Raw genomic sequence first — 20,032 nt, 5'->3', positions numbered from 1 at the left:
AAGAATGATGAATTTGCGATGAACGCAAAAAATGCTGTTGCTTTTTCAAATCTCCTGTGCTATAACAAAAACAACAAGATTTCATACGTATGCAAGAGGAGGCGCATCGTGAAAACCATTACTTCTGTCGAACTTGCAAAGCTTGCAGGCGTATCGCAGTCCACTGTTTCCCGCTGCCTGAACGACAGCCCGCTCGTATCGGAGGAAACCAAGGCGCGCGTGAAAAAAATCGCCGCCGAATACTCCTTTCAGTTCAATACGAATGCACGGGGCCTAAAGACCAACCGCACCGGCGTGGTCGGCTACATTTTTTCTGAAGACTTTACCGGCTTTGCCAATCACTATATCCAGAGCGACCTATACTATCGCATACGTATGCAGCTGCTGCGCGAAAATCTGGATGTCGTGCCGGTGTTTGACGACCGGACACAGGAAGACCAGTCCGCAGTGGAAAAAAGCATCAGCAACCGGCGGTTTGACGCGCTGATTTTCAACCGTCCGCAGGTGAACGACCGCGTGCGCAACCTGTTGCAAGAAACGCGTATCCCCTATATTTTCATCTACGACACCAACGAGGTCTCCGAGGAACCGTTCATGATCGCGCCGCACCATACCGAGATCGGCCGACTGGCAGGCGACGCGTTTTGCCGGGCCGGTTATGAACGCTTTGTCGAACTGACCGGCCCCTCGCAGCGCATCGATGTGGTCCATAAGCACACCGGATTCACGGAAGCCCTGCGCCGCCACGGCTTCGGCCTGCCCCCTTCCCACGTCTTGTGCGCGGACTACCATTTGGAACAGGCAACCGAGCAGACACTTGCCCATATCGAACTGTTCCAGCCCGGTACCGCGTGCTTTGCGCAAAATGATCTCATGGCGCTCGGCGTGATCGAAGCCCTGCGGCAAAAGCAGCTTCGCGTGCCGGAGGATGTGGCGATCATCGGCGCGGACAACATCGCCATGGGAACTTGGTTTCACCCCCAGCTCACCACGGTCGCGGTCGATTATGACCGGATCATCGAACTGACGGTCGATTGGGTGCTCGCCATGACCGAAGGCAGGTCCCTTGCGACCTACCGCTATCTGCTGGACAGCGAATTGGTCATTCGGGATACCTTTGTTCCCCCTAGCCAAAGCGGGTCGATCAAATGATCGGTCTGCGTCAATGAATACGTATGCAAGTGCTGGAAGGCACTTCAGAAAATGTAAACCAGAAAAGGAGAAGTAACATGAAACTGAACAAAGCGGCATCGATCTTATTGGCATCGTCCCTGATGTTGACCGCGCTGACGGCCTGCGGCGGCCAGCCGGGCGGCAAGGAGGTCAAAACCGAGGATTATCCCAGCAAGCCGGTCACGATCATTTGCCCGTGGGGCGTCGGCGGCGGCGCGGACGTAATCGCGCGCAAAATCTCGCAGGTGGGGCAAAAGTATTTCGACCAGCCGATCGTGGTGGAAAACCACACCGGCGCTTCCGGAACGATCGGCATGGGCGATGCGTTCGACGCCGAGGCGGACGGCTACACGCTGGTGGTCGCCAACGGCCCGCTGTTCTCACTCACGCCCAAGTTTATCGATGTGGAATATGAGCTGTCCGATTTCACTATGCTGCGCGGCATGCGCACAGTCTCGCTCATGGTGCTGGTTAATCCTGAAAAATCCGGTTTGGAGACCTTCGACGATGTGCTGGATTACGGCAAAAACAATAAGCTCAAGTACGCGACCTCCTCCGGCCCGGGCGGCGATCAATATGTTGTCGCTTCCGCCGCGTTTATTTCGCAGGGGATCGAGGCCGAACCGGTCGTTCTGGGCAGCTCGGCCGAGGTGATCAACGCCGTGGTATCCGGTCAGGTGGATATCGGCCTTGCCCCCCAGCCGGATTATTACGCCTACCAAGAGGAAGGCAAGGCCAAGGCGGTCGCGACCCTATACCCGGAAGCTGTCGAAACCAAGTTCGGCGCCATGCAGCCGCTGAGCGAGTGGGGGATCGACGCGGAGTTCGGCGGCATGGACTGCCTTGCCATCCGCGCGGACGTTCCGCAGGAGATCAAGGACAAGTTGACCGCGCTGCTCGATCAGGTCTATGCCGACCCTGCATTCACCGGCTATATGGAAGAGCTGGGCTATCCGCTGTGGGACGCGGACGCGGACGAAGTGACCCGGTTTATCGAAGACCAAATGGAAAGCATGGACGATTACGTCGCCCTGATCCAGCAGCCCTGAAACCAGCGGAAAGGCGTACGCGGCCCTATCATCCGCGCACGGATTGGTGATAACCATGAAAATAAAGCTCAATTCCAATATGATCACCGGTGCGGTCTTTCTCGTCCTTTCGACGGTCTTGCACCTGTTGATCCCCTCGCAGATAAAAACCTATGAAACCGGGCCGATCACGGCGGCCACCGTGCCGACGCTCTTGATCCGCGGCCTGATCCTGTGCAGCGTGATCCTGCTCATACAGGGCGTCCTATCCAAGGATAAAAAGGAATATGTGGTGTCCGGCGCGCTGTTTTGCAAAGACAACCTCCGCCGGCTCAAGCCGCTTCTCTACATTGCGATGCTGATCGTCTACGCGCTCATCCTGCCGCACGCCGGGTTTATCGTTTCCTCCCTGCTGCTGTCGGTCGGCATCCTGATCTATTTCGGCGCGCGGAAATGGTGGTTTTACGCCATCGTCAGCGCAAACATCTTTTTCGCTTACTTTGCGTTCCAAGCAATGAGCGTATCGCTGCCGTAAAGGAGGGAAACCATGTTTGAAAATATTCTGACCGGACTTTCGATGATGGCCTCCTTGGAAAGCTTTGTGGCGATCGCGGTGGGCCTGCTCGCGGGCATTATCATCGGCGCGATCCCCGGCTTGACGGCGGATATCGCCATCATCCTTTGCCTGCCGCTGACGTACAGCATGCCGCCCATCCCATCCATGCTGTTGCTGCTCGGCCTATACTGCGGCGGTACCTACGGCGGATCGATCACCGCCATCCTGATCAACACGCCCGGCACCCCCTCCAGCGCGGCGACCGTTTTGGACGGCTATCCTCTGACGCAAAAGGGCAAGCCGCTCAAAGCGCTGACCATGGCGCTGTACGCCTCCTTTATCGGCGGCCTGTTCAGCGCGCTGGTGCTTTTGTTCGCCGCGCCCAATATTGCAAAGATCACACAGATCTTCGGGCCGCCCGAATATTTCTGCATTGCGGTTTTCGGCCTGTCCATTATTTCCAGCATTTCAAACGGCAACATTATCAAGGGCATCATGGGCGGCATCATCGGTATTTTCATTGCCGTGATTGGGCAGGACTCGGTCAGCGGCGCCATTCGTTTTGCCTTTGGCAACCGCAAGCTGGCCGGCGGCATCCCGCTGATCGTCACGCTGGTGGGCCTGTTCGCCATTGCCGAGCTGCTCAGCCGGTCTGATTACAACCCGCGAACAGACCCCGCGCGCACACAAAAGCTGAAGCTGGACCGTGAAAAGCTTTCATGGCCCGAATTCAAACGCTGTATCCGCACGATGCTCACCTCGTCCGTTATCGGCACGATCGTCGGCGCGACGCCCGGCACGGGCGGCGGTATCGCGGCCTTCATCAGCTACGATCAAGCCAAAAAAACCTCCAAATACGGGGATAATTTCGGCCATGGTGAAATTGAGGGCATTTCCGCTTCGGAATCCGCCAACAACGCCACCACCGGTTCGACTCTTATCCCGCTTTTGACGCTCGGCGTGCCGGGCGACGGCTGCACCGCCATTCTGCTCGGCGCGTTCATGCTGCAAGGCATGGTGCCGGGTCCGGCGCTGTTCAAGGATTACCCCGATGTGCTGTACGGCATCATGGTCGGCCTGATCGTGGTCAACGTGCTCATGCTGCTGATCGGCCGCGTGTTCACCCCGTTTTATTCCAACATCACGCGCATTCCCTATGAACTGATGAGCGCGATGATCATCGTCTACTGCGTCGCAGGCACCTATTCGAGCGAGGCCAGCACCTTCCATGTGCTGCTGGCGGTATGCATCGGCGTATTTTCCTTTCTGCTGCGCAAGCTTGGCTTTTCCGTGGTGCCAATCATTCTCGGCGTCGTGCTGGGCGATCTGGTGGAAACGAATTTCCGCAACGCGATGGTCATGTCGGATAACTCCCTGTCCATTTTCGTGACCCGCCCGTTCAGCTTGCTGTTTCTAGCGCTGGCCGCGCTTTCCATCGGCATGTTCTGCTATAAATCGATCAAAAGCAAGCGCCAAGCAGCGGCAAAAGTCATATCAGAAGGAGAAACAACATGAATTATATTACCGAACCGGCCCGGCAAACCCCGGTCGTCGCCGAGACCGAGGTGCTCGTCGTGGGCGGCGGCCCGGCGGGCTTTGGCGCGGCGCTGCATGCCGCACGCATGGGCCGCAAAACCATGCTGATCGAACAGAGCGGCGCGATCGGCGGGGTCGCTACCACCGGCATTATGAGCCACTGGACCGGGCGACAGGACGGCGGCTGCTTTGAGGAGTTGCGCGCCAAAGCGCGCGACTGTGAAAGCGAACAGGTGATCAACCCCGAAAAGCTTCGCATTTTAATGCTGGACATGCTGCAGGAAGCCGGGGTGGAGGTACAGCTGTACACCGCGTTCAGCGATGTGGTGATGGAGGGCAGCCGCGTGACCGGCATCATTACGGAAAGCAAATCCGGACGGGAGGCCATCGCCTGCCGCATGCTGATCGATTCCACGGGCGACGGCGACGTGGCCGCCCGCGCGGGCGCGCCGTTTGAAAAGGGCCGCGAGGACGGCGGCATGCAGCCGATGACCATCATGTTTAAAGTCGCGGGTGTGGATATGGATCGGGCCATGTTCTTCTGGGGCTTTGAAGACACCGTGCAGCTGCCCGAGGGCGACTTACAGACGCTGGGCCGCCGGGAGCTGCCCCAGCCTGCCGGCCACATCCTGCTGTATCCCGCCTCGCTGCCCGGCGTGGTCACCGTCAACATGACCAACGTGATCAATGTGGACGGTACGGACGTGCGCGATCTCAATCGCGCTGAATACGTATGCAGAAAACAGATCCCGGAAATCATCGCTTTCTTGCAGCGCCATGTGCCCGGCTATGAGGGCTGCTACCTGATCGACAGCGCCGACGTGATCGGCGTGCGCGAAACGCGGCGTTTTGAAGCGCACTACCGTTTGACCGAAGACGATATCGCCGAGGCAAGGGTGTTTGACGATTGGGTCGTCACCAAGTCCAACTTCTTTTTCGACCTGCACAACGTTGAGGGCGCGGGGCTGGACGCAAACGGCGAATACAAGGCCTTTCAGCAGCCCGCCCCCTATACGATCCCGCTGCGCAGCTTCGTACCGCGAGGGATTGAAGGGCTGCTGCTCAATGGACGCAACATTTCAGGCACGCACAAGGCGCATTCCAGCTACCGCGTCATGCCGATCGTCATGAACATGGGGCATGCCATGGGCATTGTGGCAGCGCTTTGCATCGCGCGGGAGAAAGCGCCGCTCGATCTCGACCTGAACGAACTGCACGACGCGCTGCGCCGCACCAATGTCGCGCCGTAAAACATGGAAAGGAGAGCGGCCCGCGTGAAGGCGGGCCGCATGAAAGAAATGCAGAACAAAATGCAAATAGCCGCGCCCCCCTGCCCCGCTCTGTCGGACGGCGTTCACGCGCTGGCACAAGTTGCGGCGCGGCTCTATGGCAGCGGCAAGCTGGTGCAGTATATCGATTCGGATGGCGGGTATCACACAACGCCGTCCTTTGCGGTACTGCTGCAAAACGCGCAGCTGGCACAGCAGAAGGGCCGGGCCGCCGCCGTGCTGCGGCAAGCCGAGATTCCCGCGGACGGCGTAAAAACCGCGCTGATCCTGCTTTCCGCGCTTTTGGAACGCGGTGTGGCGGCGGGTTGCACCGCTCAGGATTGGACGCAGTTGGACGACCTGCTGGCCTATGGCGCAGCCTATCTGCCGCGCGTGGCCCGTGAAAACAGCGGCCTGCTGCCGGGCGGCGGACTTTTCCTCATGACGCTCGCCGCGCCCGTGCGCAAATACGCGCGCGACAAGCGCGATACGTCCGCGGCGAATATCCTGATCCACGCACTGGCCCAGCCGCTTCTGGCGCTGGCCCAAACCGCCGGCGTGGATGGCTGCGAAGTGTACGAGCGCGTCAAGGCGCTGGCCCCCAACCAATTTTTCAGCCTGCATCAGGTGGGGATCGAACGCTCCATCAGCACCGATTCTCCCTATACCGATATCCTGCGCATGGGTCTTGACCCGGCGGACGGCAAGATCAAGGACCTTTCCCATGCGCCGCACGGCGTGGAGCTTGCCGTTGGCGAACAAACGCTCGCTTTTGTTCGCCGCGCGCTGTCCAAGGTATTGGATATCGCCGCGGTCCTTTGATCGACAGCCTCTTTCTTCCTTCTCAATACCGCCGGGCTTATCGCCCGGCGGTATTTGAGACTGTCAAAAAACTATTTTTGACAGTCTATCGATCGAAACAAAGCCCCATTTCGATCGAGGATTCCGGCTTCTACGCGCGCCTTGCAGGCACACTTGAAGTCGGTTTGTATAAAAACCGAGATACATGCTCCCGGTTTTTATGAATTTTGCCGCAAACGGCAAAATCCTATTTTATGCGCGCTGCGGCGCGAGGGAGTTCTTTGACACGCTGCAATACCGCCGGGCTTATCGCCCGGCGGTATTTTATGATCCAAAGGCGCGCCGGAATTGACGTTTTAGGTAGAGAAGGCCGACGGCGTCCGCCAGAAACCAGCCGATGGGGACGGACCACCAGATGCCCGCCACGCCAAAGGCGGGGACAGCGGAAAGCACATATGCCAGCGCCACACGGGTGCCGAGCGACAGCACGGTGAGGACGACCGACATACCCGGCCTGCCCAGCGCCCGGTAAAGCCCATACAGCAAAAACAGGCAGCCGATGCCGCAGTAAAACGCCCCTTCGATATGCAGATAGCGGATGCCCTCCGCCAAAATGGCGGTTTCCCCCGCGCCGACGAACAACCGCATCAGCGGGCGCGCAAACAGCCACACGCCAGCGGAGACCGCGACGCAGAAGAGAAGCGAGACCGCGATCGCGCCTTTCACGCCGGTGCGGATACGCTCCTTCTGCCCCGCTCCGTAGTTCTGCGCAATGAAGGAGGAAAAGGCGTTGCCAAAATCCTGCACCGGCATATAGGCAAAAGCGTCTATTTTCACGGCCGCCGCGAACGCCGCCATCACGGTGGCGCCAAAGCTGTTGACCAGCCCCTGCACCATCAGAATGCCCAGATTCATCACCGATTGCTGCATGCAGGTGAGTACGGAAAACCCGGCGATCTCCTTTAGGCAACGCTTGCTCACACGGCAATGCTTTTTCTGCGGCCGCAGTACGGGGCACTTAAGCCACGTATAAAGCGCGATCCCGATACCCGAAACATATTGCGCGATCACCGTGGCTTCCGCCGCTCCGGCGACGCCCCGGCGCAGCCCCAGCACGAACCAAAGGTCCAGCCCGATGTTGAGTACCGCAGATATTGCCAAAAACAGCAGCGGGATGATGGAATTGCCGATCGCGCGCAGCAGACACGCAAAAAAGTTATACAAAAATACAGCCGTGATTCCAGCAAAAATAACGATCAGATAATCGTGCATCAAGCCGACGATCTCTTCCGGCACTTGCAGCGCGCGCATGACCCAGCCCATCCCCCAAAAGGCCAGCACATTCAAAAGGATGCTCAGTGCCGCGATCAAAGCAAAGGAGGTAACCATGCTTTCTTTCAGCCCATCCATGTCCTTTTGGCCAAAGCGGATCGAAAAGACCGCACCGCTTCCCATGCACAGCCCGAGCAGGATCGAGGTGAGAAAGGTCATCAGTGAAAAAGCCGAGCCAACCGCCGCCAACGCCCCGGCGCCTAAAAAGCGGCCCACGATCAAGGTATCCGCCACGTTGTAGCATTGCTGTAGCAGGTTGCCTAAAATCATGGGCACCGCAAAAAGCAGCATGGTCTTCATCACCGGACCCTTGGTCAAATCGCTTTGCATCGCCGCACCGCTTTCTAGCTGTAATTTACAACTTACGTTTTGTAATGATTATATCCTTTTTGTCAAATGGAAGCAACGCTTCAATTTCTCATTCCATACGCGCAGCGGCGCGAAGGTTTTTTGACATGCCAAGGCGAAGGAACGCGGCCGCGTCCCTTCGCCTTTTGTTTCTTATTTTGTGAGCACACGGCGCAGCGCTTGTCATGGCTTGCAGCAGCGGCGCAGGTATTTGCCGGTTTCCGAATGCGGGCAATCGATTAGGCCCTCCGGCGTGCCGGTAAACAGGATTTCGCCGCCCTTGTTGCCGCCCTCCGGCCCCATATCGATGATCCAATCGGCCGCGGCGATCAGCTCCAAACGGTGTTCCACCACCACGACCGTGTTGCCCTGCTCCACAAGCCTGCGCAGCAGCGCCAGCAGGTTTTCCACATCCCGGCTGTGCAGACCGGCGGAGGGCTCGTCCATCACGTAAACATTGCCCTCCCGGTTCAGCTCGCTGGCCAGCTTCAGGCGCTGCGTCTCGCCACCGGACAGGGTGCTGGTGGGCTGCCCCAGCGTCATATAGCCCAGCCCGACCTCCTGCAAGGCCTTCAGCGGCTCCTGTATCTTGGGCTGGGGGAAGAACTCCAGCGCCTGCGTGATGGTCAGGCCCATCACCTGTTCGATGTTCTTGCCCTGATAGGTATAGCTGAGCGCCGTGGGGTTAAAGCGGCTGCCGCCGCACTCCTCGCAGCGGATCGCCACGGGATCGGCAAAGGCCACGTCCGGGGTGATCTCTCCCTTGCCCTTACAAACGGGGCAGGCCCCCTTGGAGTTGGCGCTAAACCACTGCGCGCTCACGCCGTTTTGCTTGGCGAACAGCTTGCGTATTTCGTCCATTACGCCCGTATACGTGGCCGGGCTGGAACGGGTCGAGGTGCCGATGGGCCGCTGGTCGATCACGATGGCCTCCGCGTAGCGCACGGCGAATTCATGGCAGATTAGGCTGCTTTTGCCCGAACCGGCCACGCCGGTAACGGCTGTCAGAATGCCCTTGGGCACCGTCACGGAAACGTCCTTTAAATTGTGCAGCCGGGCGTGCTTGATGGCAAAGCCCTCCTGCCACGGCAGCGGGGACGTGTTCAGCGCGATATTGCCGCTCATCGAGCGCGCGGTCAGCGTATCGCTTTTCTGCAGGCCATCCAGATCGCCCTGATAGACCAGCTCGCCGCCCTGTCCGCCGGCCCATGGCCCCAGCTCGATCACATGGTCGGCCAGTTCGATCATCTGCCTGCTGTGCTCTACCACCAGCACGGTGTTGTGTTTGTCGCGCAGATCCAGCAGCAGGTCGCCGATCCGTCTGGCGTCCGCCGGATGCAGGCCGGCGGTTGGTTCGTCAAAAATATAGGTGATATTGCTCAGGCTGCTGCCCAGATGGCGCACCATCTTCAGTCTCTGCGCCTCGCCGCCGGACAGCGTGTCCGTCCGGCGCGACAGGCTGAGATAGCCCAGACCGACCTGCACCATATGCCGCAGGCTATCCGCGATCTGCGCCGCGATGGAGCGCCCCAGCGGATCGCTGATCTGCTCCAGCACCGGCAGCAGGTCGCTCACCTGCATGGCGTAGTAGTCCGAAATGTTATAGCCGCCGATGCGGGAGGCCAGCGCCTTGGGGTTCAGGCCGCTGCCGCCGCAGGACGAGCAGGGGCAGCGCCGGACAAAGCGCATGGCTTCGTCCCGCACGCCCTTTTTCAGCCCGGAGATATCGCGGTTCAAATACAGCCGGTTGAACCGGGCGACCACGCCCTCGTACGGCAACTTGGATACTTGACCGGTGTTGTTGCGGATAAAATCCATCACCAGCGGCGTGTCCGGGCCGATGCGCAGGACCTTCCACTCCTCCTCGGTATAATCGCGCAGCTTTTTATCCGCGTCCAGCAGAGGGTTGCAGTGATAATAAAACTCCTGCCAGCTGCCGCCGGAAAACTGGCTGAACCGGATCGCGCCCTCGTTGATTGATTTATCGATGTCAAATAAGCTGTCCTCATCAAGCTGCACCCGCTCGCCAAGGCCGGTGCAATCCGGGCACATGCCGTGCGGGTGGTTGAACGAATAGGCCATGGAGCCGCCCGCGCTGGGCTTGCCCACGCGCGAAAACAGCAGGCGGACGAGCGGCGAAACATCCGCCGCCGTGCCCACGGTGGAGCGGGCGTTCGCGCCGATGGCCTTTTGATCGACCACCACGCAGGGGGTCAGGTTGCGGATATAATCGACCGCCGGGCGCTCGTAGCGCGGCAGGCGGTTGCGCAGATACAGCGGATAGGTGGCCTGCCATTGGCGGCCGCCCTCCGCCGCGAGCGTTTCAAAAGCGAGCGTGCTTTTGCCGGAGCCGGACACCCCGGCGATCACGACCAGCTCCTCCTTGGGGACGGAAAGGGTCAGGTGCTTCAGATTGTTTTCCGAAGCGCCGACGATCTCGATCTCTTCTCTTGCCTTCATCACGGTTTCCATCTATCCTTCTTCCAATTTCTTTTCCGGGTGCCCGGAACGCGGCCCCACGCGATGCTCCCGCCGCCGCAGATAGATCCAAAACGGAATGAGCGCCAACGAGATCAGCACCCAGCTGATCGGGAACGACATATACACCCAATGCACGCTGACCTTGCTGGTATCCAAGAGGGATATCCAAAGCAGGCGGAAGCCGCAGGTACCCAGCAGATTGATGATGACCGGTGCGATCGGATAGCCGTAGCCGCGTATCGCGCCAACCAGCACATCGGCGCAGCCGAAGATCACATAGGGCGTGGCCATGATGACCAAACGCTCCGCGCCCGCCGTGATCACGGCCGGGTCGCTGTTATAAATGCTGATCAGCGGGCGGGCGAAAATATCCGCCAAAGCGCTTTGGGTCACGCCGAGCACGATGGTGCAGAGGATGCAGGTGCGCACGATACGGCCGATGCGGTCATACCGCCCCGCGCCCACGTTCTGGCTGGTAAAGGTCTGGCAGGCGTGGTGGAACGAATTCATCGAGCTGTACAGGAAATTTTCTATATTGGCCGCCGCGCTGGAACCGGCCATGATAATGCTGTCGTACGAGTTGATCGCGCCTTGGATCACCACGTTTGCCAAGCTGAACAGGCAGCTTTGCACGCCCGCGGGAATGCCGATGCGGGCGATATCGATCAAGCTGCGCCGGTCCAGACACAGGTCCCGCCAGCTAAAGCGCAGCTCATCCTCTGCCTGAGACAGGCAGTGCAGCACCAGCACCGCGCTCAGCCCTTGGCTGATGACCGTGGCCAGACCCACGCCCACCACGTTCATTTGCAGCGGAATGACAAAGATTAAATTCAGAACGACATTGAGCACGCCGCTGATGAGCAAAAAGATGAGCGGGCGGCGGGTATCGCCCTTGGCGCGCAACGCGGCCGCGCCATAATTATACAGCATATTAACCGGCGTGCCAATAAAATAAATGCGCATATAGGTGGCCGCGAGCGAGCGCACGTCTTCCGGTACCGAAATGAGATCGAGCACCCAGCCGGTCGCCGCGATGCCGATCAAACCGAGGAGCGTGCCGCCCACCAGCGCGACCAGCACCGAGGTGTGCAGCGTGCGCGATATCTCCCGTTCGTACCCGGTCAGCCCCAAATAGCGGGCGATCACCACATTGACGCCCACGGCAAGGCCGATCAGCAGGTTGGTAAACAGAAAGATCACGCTCACCGTGCTGCCCACGGCGGCCAAGCTGGTGTGGCCCGCAAACCGGCCCACCACGACCACGTCCGCCGCGTTGAACAGAATCTGCAAAATATTGGACGCCATCAGCGGCAGGCTGAACAGCAGAATATTGCCCAGCAGCGGGCCGTTGGTCATATCGATCGTTGTTTTGCTTTTCACCGCAAGCGTCTCCTCATGATGTAATATCGGCCCCTACGCCGGAAAGCCGCGCTTCCGCTTCCTCCGCCGAGCCGTAGCCGTACCGCGCGACCATGTTTTGCAGGATCATGGCGTTTAAACTTACGCCTTCGCGCGCAAGGCCCGCCACATACGCGGCGTAGCGCTCCAGCGTATCCAGCGAATAGGTCGCCAGCTCCCCCCAAAGGTAGGTCTCAAACGAGGTCACGGCGGCGCTGTCCGCCTCCTTGCGTATGGCCCTGCCCCGGCCCGCAAGACAGGGATATTGCCGCGCCAGCGCCTCCTGCCACGCGACGTGCGCCTTGCAGATCAGCTCGATCAGCCGCTCCTTATCCGGGGTGCGCGGCGGCAGGCGGTCACATATCCGCGCATATTCTTCCGGCGCCGTGCGCGCCATCATATAGGCGTATTTTTCGCTCAGCAAATTGCGCCCCGCCTTTTGCGCGGCCGCAAGGTCGTTTAAATAGCTTTCGCGCATGGCGGGGCTCCACGCCGCGAGCTGGCTGGAGCGCATGATAAAAAAGGTATCCCGATCATTCTGGCAGGGCGCTCTTCCGCCAAGGTTCTGCACCCTATCGAACATTTCCCATTCCATGGCGACGATCTCTTCCACGGGCTTTTTCATGCCGGTCACTCCTCCATGATGTGCGTTTGCCGCAGCGCGGGGTCTTTGATCCGTTTCATCATTTCCAAACAGTGCGCCTGTAAAAATGGTTCCGTGCGGTCGGTCAGGCCTTGCCGTTTCAGCTCGGCCGCCACGGTCAGGCAAATGCCTTCGATCCGCTCTTCCGTTTCCGCGCCGGGCCTTGCCTCGCCGAGCAGCCGGAACTGCTCGTAAGCGCGGGGCAGCTTCGGCAGGCCCTTTAGGCCGCGATGCATCCACTTATAAAAGGGGGCGTACCGGCGGTTCAGCAAATAGACCATGCTGATTCCCGCTTTGGTGAATTCCGCCAAGGCGAGCCGCGCCGCGACGGTTTCGCCGCGTTTCATGCTGCGCGGATAGTTGTACTGCCCCGCTTGCGCCATGATCGCCGCCCGCGCCACAAGCTTTTTAATCCGTACATCCTCGGGGTAAAAGCGCGACAGCCTTTCGCGGACCGCTGTAAAACGGCCTGACGGGTCGTCGAATATCTCTCCGTTCGTGGCGGTCGCCAAAAAGGCTTCCGGCACGCGCCGCCACTGCGCGAGCGTTTCCGGACCTTCGGGCAAGCCGGTATAGCGCCGGTACCAGTCCGGCGCGCACAGACAGCCGACCCGCCCGCCGCTCCACGCGCCGTTTTCTCTTGCGGGAAAGCCCTCTATTTCGCCGGGCAGGCTATCGTATACCGCCTGTACCCGCGCGCCGTGGGCGCGGTAGTCCGCTTCCTCCAGCCAGATGCAAAAGGCCGGGCCCCAATCATGGTCCCTTGACCATTCGTCGTCAAAGCCAAAGCATTCGGACCCTTCCCCCGCCAGACCGACCGCCATGCGGGGCACGAGCGCGGGCACGTTTTCTTGGAGCGCCACGCGGCCCACGGTCTCATAATAGGCGCGGGCAAGCGCCAGCCCGTTCACGCCTTGCTCCCCTGCCGCAGCTGCTTCAAATTATCCGCCACCGCGCGGGTGCGCTCGTGGTCCTCGCCCAGCAGCCGTTTGTATACCTGCTCCGCCTTGGCCAGCACCGCGATGGCTTCGCCCCACTTTTCCAGCTTGGTATAGGCCCAGCACATATTTTGGCAGGTGATGCCGTACTCCATGTTTTCGCCAAAGAAGCGCTTGGTGTATTTCGCGGATTTGCGGTAAAGCGCAAGCGCCCGCTCGTACTCCCCCGCCGCAAACAAAAAACCCGCCATGCTGTTCAGACCCGCGGCATAATGCACGTTTTCATCATCCGCGCATTTTTCAAATTCGTTCAGCGCGCGGTCCAAACAAAGCATGGCCCGCTCGTTGTCGCCCGCCGCGTGGTACAGCGCGGTCAGGTTATTGTAGGTTACCGCGAGTTCCTGCTCATACCCCGGCATTTGCTGGATGAGCTGCAAGGCCTGCTCCAAGTATTCGATCGCCCGGTCGATCTGGTTCGCTTCCCGGTAAACAAGAGACAGATTATTCAGTACGCTTGCATATGCATAGGTGTGCTGCTGTCCCTCGCGGCGGTAGATCGCCATCGCTTCGTGGAACAGCTCGATCGCGCGATCGTATTCGCCGGTCAGCCGGTAGGTGCCCGCCATATTGTTGAGGATGGTTGCGTACTGGCTGCATTCCTGCCCCAGATCGCTCGCGGCCAGCGCTCTGGCCCGTTCAAACGCGGCAAGGGACTGCGCATACCGGCTAACGCCCCGGTAAAAGGAACCTAATTCATTATAGATCGCGATGGCCTCGCCCCGCTCGTTTTTCTGTCCGTTCCGCGTGCGGCTCACGCTTTCCAGCAAATACTGTTCCACATCGCTCAGGTTTCCCTCGGCGTACTGCCGATCCAGACCGCGATAGAATTTTTCCAGACCGTCCTGCATGGCGATCCCTCCAGTCTTTGGTTACACCACTCCCATTTTTAATCATTATAAAAAAACGCCCGTCCGAATGATTTGCATCATCTCATGAGATTTTTGCATTTTGCGGTCTGTTTGCCGGGGGTTCTTTGTTGCAAATCACGAAAGCGCCGGACGGCCTGCAACTTATGCGGTTAAATTTTCGATAAATTCGACGATTTTTCTTGAAATACCGGCTTGTTTGGATTATGATAGTGCAGGCCTATTTTTGGAAGCATTGGAGAAGCAGAAAACATGGAACAGCAAGTCACGCACAACAGTCTTTTTGAAAAAGAAAGCATCTGGAAGATTTTGATCCGAATGGCGCCGCCGGTCATGCTGGCGCAGCTCATTCAGGCGCTTTATAATATTGTAGACAGCTACTTTGTCGGCCAGTATTCCAGCGACGGACTGACCGCCCTGTCGGTCATCTTCCCCATCCAGCTCACCATCACGGCGCTCGCGGTCGGCACGGGCGTGGGCGTCAACATCGTCATGGCGCGTCTGTACGCGCAGGGACGGGCGGAGGACGCGGACGGGACCGCGGGCGCGGGCGAAGTGCTCGCGCTGATCACTTGGGTGGCCTTTGCCGTGTTATCGACGATTCTGATGACGGCGTACGTCAAGACCTCCGCCGGGTCGCCCCGGGCGGTCGAATACGCGGTGACCTACGGCACGATCGTGTGCGTGGGCAGTCTCGGCATATTTTTAGAGAGTATTTGGACCAAGGTGCATCAGGCAGGCGGCGACATGCGGCTGCCCATGCTGGCGCAGATCGCGGGCGCCGTGACCAATATCATCCTTGACCCGCTGCTGATCTTCGGTTGGGGTATTTTCCCCTCCATGGGCATCGCGGGCGCGGCTGTGGCGACCGTCGCGGGGCAATTCGTGGCCGCGCTGATCACAGGCGTGACCGGCTTTCGGCGGCTGCCCAGCCCCGCCGCCATCACGCGGTTCGCGGGGCAGATCTATACGATGGGCTACCCCTCCATCTTCATGCAGCTGCTATTTACGATCTATATCGTGGTGCTCAACGTCATCCTCGCCGGGTTTTCGGACGAAGCCGTGACCGTGCTGGGCCTGTACTATAAAATGCAGTCCTTTTTCTTCATCCCGCTGATGGGCCTGCAAACCTGTATCATCCCGGTACTGAGCTACAATTTTGCCCGTGCAAACTTTGCACGGTGCAGAAAGATCATGGCGAACTCCATCGTGGTGGCCATGAGCTTCATGCTGCTCGGCGTCTTGTGCTTTGAACTGATCCCCGGTCCGCTGATCGCGCTGTTTTCCCAGAATGCCGCGGTGCTGGAGATCGGCAAGCCGGCGTTTCGCATCATCGGGCTGAGCTTTCTTCCGGCGGTGCTGTCCCTGATGATGCCGATCTTCTTTCAGTCCATCGGGGCGACGCTGCCCAGCATCGTGCTTTCGCTCATCCGGCAGGTTTGCTGCCTGATCCCGATCTTCTGGCTGCTGTCGCTCATCGGGCTGGGCTATACTTGGATCGCGTTCCCCGCGTCCGAGCTGATCACCGGCGCTGCCGGCGTTTTTCTTTACCGCCGTCAGCTCCATCGCTGGGACAGCGCGGCAGAACCTACTGTATCATAAAACATGTTTTTTTGCCAGCCCGCGAGATGTTTGCGGGCTGGCTGTTTTAATATCCTGTTTTGCAAAAAGCGAGATTCTGCAAAAAATAAAGGAGGGAAAGCACATCGCGGCCACGGGCCTGCCGTTATAATAAATACAAGGTAGGCGGGGCGGAACGTACCGCTCCACTTGGTATTGTAATTCATTTTAGGAGGTAGATAGTATGGATAATTTTGAATTTTACAGCCCGACATACTTTGTATTCGGCAAGGGCACGGAGGAAAAGACCGGTGAGTTTGTATCGCGCTACGGCGGACACAAGGTGCTGATCCACTACGGCGGCGGCTCTGTCGTTCGCTCCGGCCTGCTCGACCGCGTCAAGGCTTCGCTGGACGCCAAGGGCATCGGCTATGTGGAGCTTGGCGGCGTAAAGGCCAGCCCCCACAGCGATTTGGTTTACGAAGGCATCGAGCTGGCCCGCAAGGAAGGCGTGGACTTTGTTCTTGCCGTAGGCGGCGGCTCTGTCATGGACTCCGCCAAGGGCATCGCGCTGGGCGTTCCGTATGACGGCGATTTCTGGGATTTCTACTGCGGCAAAAAGGGCCCTGTTACCGAAGCGCTGCCGGTAGGCTGCATCGTCACCATCGCCGCTTCCGGTTCGGAAGGCTCGACCGACTCGGTCGTCACGCTGGTAACCGAGGACGGCAACCAGTACAAGCGCTGCGCGGACGGCGACATCCTGCGCCCGCTTTTCGCCATCATGAACCCCGAACTGATGATGACCCTGCCCCCGTACCAGACGGCCAGCGGCATCGCCGATATCATGGCGCACTGCATGGAGCGTTACTTCTCTCACTCCAAGGACGTTGAGCTGACCGACCGCCTGCTTGAGGCCGTCATGCTCACGATGATTAAGGAAGGCCGCCGCGTAATGGCCGACCCGCAGAATTATGAAGCGCGCGCCAACATCATGTGGGCCGCGATGATCGCCCAGAACAACTCGACCGGCGTGGGCCGCGCGCAGGACTGGGGCACCCACCATATGGATAACGAGATTGGCATCCTTTACGGCGCGTCGCACGGCGCGGGTCTGGCGCTGCTCTTCCCCTACTGGATGGAATACGCCATGAAGACGCAGGGCACCGATCGCTTCGTCATGTTCGCCAACCGCGTATGGGGCTGCCAGATCGATTTCGAGCACCCCGAAGTGACCGGCATGGAAGGCATCAAGGCGTTCCAGCGCTTCATGAAGGATATCGGCATGCCCACCACCATCGGCGAGCTGGGCGGCAAGGAAGAGGATATCCCGAAGATGGTGGAAAATATGTTCCACGGCGCGCCCAATCACGGCAACTTTGTCAAGCTGACGCCGGAGATCGCCGCCGAGATCTATCGCATGGCGCTTTAAGCGCAAAACGGCTTGCGGAGGGTTTGCCCTTCCGCTGGTAATCCATGGGTACGGAATGAACCGGGGCCTGTTGACATGAACGCAGTGTGTCAGCAGGCCCCGGTAAATTGGCTGATTTCCCTTTTTTCTTTTTCTGGCGGGTCACGGGTTCCATGCATTGAAACGCGCTTATCGCATGACAAAATAAGAAGGAAAACGCCGGCTGAAAACGCCGGATAAATTATGAAAGGGGTATGGCATGAAATACTTCACGGAAATTGACGCGGTGGAAGAGCTTGAATCAGTCGAGCAAACGGACGGCATCATGCTGACGGCGGAAGACTGCCTGATGCGGATGGACGATCAGCGCCTGCTGATCCAAAGCCTGCTGCTCGACCCGCCGGAAAACGCGGAGGATGAGCGGCTGAAAAAAATGCTGCGCGGGCAAACGAGCCTGTGGCTGGAAAAGGTCGAGGAGTGCGGCAAAATGCAGGTCTGCATTCGCCTGCCCGACCGGCCGATCGATTCGTTCCTGCCCCGCACCGCGGCGGAATTCGCACGGTTGAGCGAATACACCGCCCGCCCCGCCGAATGGCTGGAGGGGCAAAAGCGCGGCCTGCAATCCTTCAATCCCGAGCTGAGCTGCCGGGGCTGCCGCATGATGATCGGCAACGGGCTGCTGTTCCGCACGCTGCTGCAAGCGATCTTCACGGCGGCCAAGGAGCGCGGCATCCACAAGCTGTCCATGCTGCTTCCGTTCGTATCCGATTGCGGCGAGGTCGAATATTTGAAGGGCATTATCACCGAGTACGCCGCTACCTTCGGCATCGCGTGCACCGTCGGCATCGAGATCGCCACGCCGCGCGCCGCCTGCATCGCGGATCAGCTTGCCGCCTACGCGGACGCGATCGTCTTTAACGTGGAGGAGCTCGTGCAGCTGCTGTACGGCATGTGCAAGCTGGATTCCCGCAAGGTGATCTCCAAGTATCTGCACGAGCAGGTTTTTCGCCACAATCCCTTTCGCGAGTTTGACGACGTCGGCGTCGGCACGCTGCTTACGATCGCGTTGGAGCGCATCCGCAGCGTTCGCCCGGATATTCGGCTGAGCGCCATCGGACACTGTGTGTTAAGCGAAAAGGGCAGAAAGTTCTGCGGCAACATGGGGATCGATATCCTGATCGGCCAGCAGCACCTGCTCCGCGCGGAAAACATTCTAAGCAGCGAAGAACCCGAAAGCGTTTGATCTCCCCTTGGAAACAGGCCCTGTGGATTTTCCACAGGGCCTGTCAGACTGTCAAAAAACAAGTTTTGACAGTCTGTCGATCGAAACAAAGCCCCATTTCGATCGAGATTTCCGGCTCTGGCGCGCGCCCTTTGGGCACACTTCGCCGCCGGTTTGTTCAAAAACCGAGATACATGCTCCCGGTTTTTGGTCAAATTGAAGCTAAGCTTCAATTTTCAATTTTATTGCGCGCTGCGGCGCGAGGGGTTCTTTGACACGCTGACAGGCCCTGTGGAAAATCCACAGGGCCTGTTTTATTGGTGGCTCGGGGTCACCAATTTTATTAAGATAAGGGAAACGCATAGGAAAAAACAAGGGATTCACCGAGCTAGTAGGGCGCGAGAAGGTGAATTGGCCGAAGGCCAAGAGAAGCTGGTCTGGACCACGCCCTCGGCGCGCCATCTCGAAGGGACGTAACGCTTCCTGAGAAATCATGTCCCTTCGCTCGGCCGTACCAGCCTGTTTGATGCTCTCACTTATCCCGGTGCTTCGCTCTCGGCGCGCCGAGGGCGTCGCGCCCTACATTTTCGGTGAGCGATAACCCTTTCGGTGTAGGGCCGAGTGACCTCACTCGGCCGAGGACGGAGCACCCAGATAAACGGCTTTCATCATTCCTTTCGCAGGTGCTCCAAAACGCTGCGAATCATTGCCGTAACAAGTTCCAGTTGATCCGGCGTTGCGGTTGACCACAGCGCGGCCAGCTCGCCCAATCCGCTCAGTTCATTTTTGTCGATGCTGTCTACGAGTAAAAAGGTAGGGGATACCTCTAATGCTTTGCACAAGGTGATGAAAACCGGTAAACTTGGCAGCTTTCTGCCAGCTTCTATCTGTCGCAAATATGTCGCGTTGATGTAGCATGATTCCGCTAAGCGTTCTCCGGTCAATCCTTTGCTTTTACGTGCGGCTTTTAGGCGTTTCCCCATATATCCCTTATCCGTCAACTATATACCCCCTTCCTGAAGGAATTCAGGATATGCTCTATCTCCCCTTCTTCATAATAGCACTGAAAACACCCCAAGCTACCCATATACGGGTAACTTGAATAAAATATAATTTTATGAAGCAAAAGCTGTAATGCAAAATAGTATAATTCCTCATGTTATTCTGAAAGAAGCCGCGCGCCAAGAAAGCTGGGCGCGCCAAACAAGGCCGGTCCGGCCGTGCGGAGGCACCCGTCCACTGAATCCCTCGGCACCCGATCCGGCACACAGCCAACCGCACGCAAAACGAAAGGGCGGCACACGCCGCCCTAGATAGGGAAAGGGAATGGATTGGAGATCAAAGGGCGCGTTGTAAAATAAAAGAAATTCCGTATGTCATTCTGAACGAAGTGAAGAATCTCGCGCGAACGCGC

General features: G+C 58.7%; 17 protein-coding genes. 10 read left to right on the top strand and 7 right to left on the bottom strand.

Annotated features, from left to right (window positions below):
- The first annotated feature begins 108 nt into the window (after positions 1-108).
- The 6 genes from NE562_RS15000 (at position 109) to NE562_RS14975 (ending at position 6,383) form a co-directional block, all read left to right on the top strand.
- On the top strand, positions 109-1,152 hold the full coding sequence (locus NE562_RS15000; protein WP_280963228.1) for a LacI family DNA-binding transcriptional regulator: 1,044 nt from the start codon (positions 109-111) through the stop codon (positions 1,150-1,152).
- A 77-nt stretch (positions 1,153-1,229) separates the two neighbouring features.
- A complete protein-coding gene (locus NE562_RS14995) occupies positions 1,230-2,222 on the top strand; it encodes a Bug family tripartite tricarboxylate transporter substrate binding protein (RefSeq protein ID WP_280963227.1) in 993 nt (330 codons plus the stop codon).
- Positions 2,223-2,268: 46 nt separating this feature from the next.
- Positions 2,269-2,736: a tripartite tricarboxylate transporter TctB family protein gene (locus tag NE562_RS14990; protein WP_280963242.1), complete on the top strand. Its 468-nt coding sequence runs from the start codon at positions 2,269-2,271 to the stop codon at positions 2,734-2,736.
- A 12-nt stretch (positions 2,737-2,748) separates the two neighbouring features.
- Positions 2,749-4,272: a tripartite tricarboxylate transporter permease gene (locus tag NE562_RS14985; RefSeq protein WP_280963226.1), complete on the top strand. Its 1,524-nt coding sequence runs from the start codon at positions 2,749-2,751 to the stop codon at positions 4,270-4,272.
- The gene (locus NE562_RS14980; protein WP_280963225.1) at positions 4,269-5,543 is read left to right on the top strand and encodes an FAD-dependent oxidoreductase; all 1,275 of its coding nucleotides are present in this window, start codon (positions 4,269-4,271) and stop codon (positions 5,541-5,543) included. The genes NE562_RS14985 and NE562_RS14980 overlap by 4 nt, the downstream gene beginning before the upstream one ends.
- Before the next feature lie 39 nt (positions 5,544-5,582).
- Positions 5,583-6,383 (top strand): hypothetical protein, encoded by an 801-nt coding sequence (locus NE562_RS14975; protein ID WP_280963224.1) that lies wholly within the window; start codon positions 5,583-5,585, stop codon positions 6,381-6,383.
- A 303-nt stretch (positions 6,384-6,686) separates the two neighbouring features.
- Here the strand turns inward: NE562_RS14975 and NE562_RS14970 are convergent, their stop codons facing one another.
- The 6 genes from NE562_RS14970 to NE562_RS14945 all read right to left on the bottom strand — a co-directional run bounded on the left by NE562_RS14970 (position 6,687) and on the right by NE562_RS14945 (position 14,410).
- Positions 6,687-8,024: an MATE family efflux transporter gene (locus NE562_RS14970; RefSeq protein WP_280963223.1), complete on the bottom strand. Its 1,338-nt coding sequence runs from the start codon at positions 8,022-8,024 to the stop codon at positions 6,687-6,689.
- Between the two features lie 201 nt (positions 8,025-8,225).
- Complete coding sequence (locus NE562_RS14965) at positions 8,226-10,514, bottom strand: excinuclease ABC subunit UvrA (RefSeq protein ID WP_280963222.1); 2,289 nt, start codon at positions 10,512-10,514, stop codon at positions 8,226-8,228.
- A complete protein-coding gene (locus NE562_RS14960; RefSeq protein WP_280963221.1) occupies positions 10,515-11,903 on the bottom strand; it encodes an MATE family efflux transporter in 1,389 nt (462 codons plus the stop codon).
- Positions 11,904-11,916: 13 nt separating this feature from the next.
- Entirely contained in the window at positions 11,917-12,546 is a 630-nt protein-coding gene (locus NE562_RS14955; protein ID WP_280963220.1) for a DUF4125 family protein, read from the bottom strand.
- 5 nt (positions 12,547-12,551) lie between these two features.
- Entirely contained in the window at positions 12,552-13,475 is a 924-nt protein-coding gene (locus tag NE562_RS14950) for a DUF4037 domain-containing protein (protein ID WP_280963219.1), read from the bottom strand.
- Positions 13,472-14,410, bottom strand: a complete 939-nt coding sequence (locus NE562_RS14945) for a tetratricopeptide repeat protein (RefSeq protein ID WP_280963218.1) — start codon at positions 14,408-14,410, stop codon at positions 13,472-13,474. The genes NE562_RS14950 and NE562_RS14945 overlap by 4 nt, the downstream gene beginning before the upstream one ends.
- A gap of 270 nt (positions 14,411-14,680) precedes the next feature.
- Here NE562_RS14945 and NE562_RS14940 point away from each other — a divergent pair, with 270 nt between their 5' ends.
- The 4 genes from NE562_RS14940 to NE562_RS14925 all read left to right on the top strand — a co-directional run bounded on the left by NE562_RS14940 (position 14,681) and on the right by NE562_RS14925 (position 19,095).
- On the top strand, positions 14,681-16,030 hold the full coding sequence (locus tag NE562_RS14940) for an MATE family efflux transporter (protein WP_280963217.1): 1,350 nt from the start codon (positions 14,681-14,683) through the stop codon (positions 16,028-16,030).
- A gap of 202 nt (positions 16,031-16,232) precedes the next feature.
- A complete protein-coding gene (locus tag NE562_RS14935; protein ID WP_280963216.1) occupies positions 16,233-17,417 on the top strand; it encodes an iron-containing alcohol dehydrogenase in 1,185 nt (394 codons plus the stop codon).
- A gap of 238 nt (positions 17,418-17,655) precedes the next feature.
- Positions 17,656-18,639, top strand: a complete 984-nt coding sequence (locus tag NE562_RS14930) for a putative PEP-binding protein (protein WP_280963215.1) — start codon at positions 17,656-17,658, stop codon at positions 18,637-18,639.
- A gap of 186 nt (positions 18,640-18,825) precedes the next feature.
- Positions 18,826-19,095: a hypothetical protein gene (locus NE562_RS14925; protein WP_280963214.1), complete on the top strand. Its 270-nt coding sequence runs from the start codon at positions 18,826-18,828 to the stop codon at positions 19,093-19,095.
- A gap of 191 nt (positions 19,096-19,286) precedes the next feature.
- On the opposite strand, the gene NE562_RS14920 is transcribed toward NE562_RS14925, so the two are convergent.
- Positions 19,287-19,619 carry a helix-turn-helix domain-containing protein gene (locus NE562_RS14920; protein ID WP_280963213.1) on the bottom strand — a complete coding sequence of 111 codons (333 nt, stop codon included), beginning with the start codon at positions 19,617-19,619 and terminating at the stop codon, positions 19,287-19,289.
- Positions 19,620-20,032 lie beyond the last annotated feature (413 nt).

This window comes from Butyricicoccus faecihominis (genome assembly GCF_024462775.1).
In the GTDB taxonomy this organism is placed as follows: Bacteria; Bacillota; Clostridia; order Oscillospirales; family Butyricicoccaceae; genus Agathobaculum; species Agathobaculum faecihominis_A.
The sequence above is the reverse complement of the archived record's forward strand: the minus strand, read 5'-3'. Positions and strand labels throughout refer to the sequence as shown.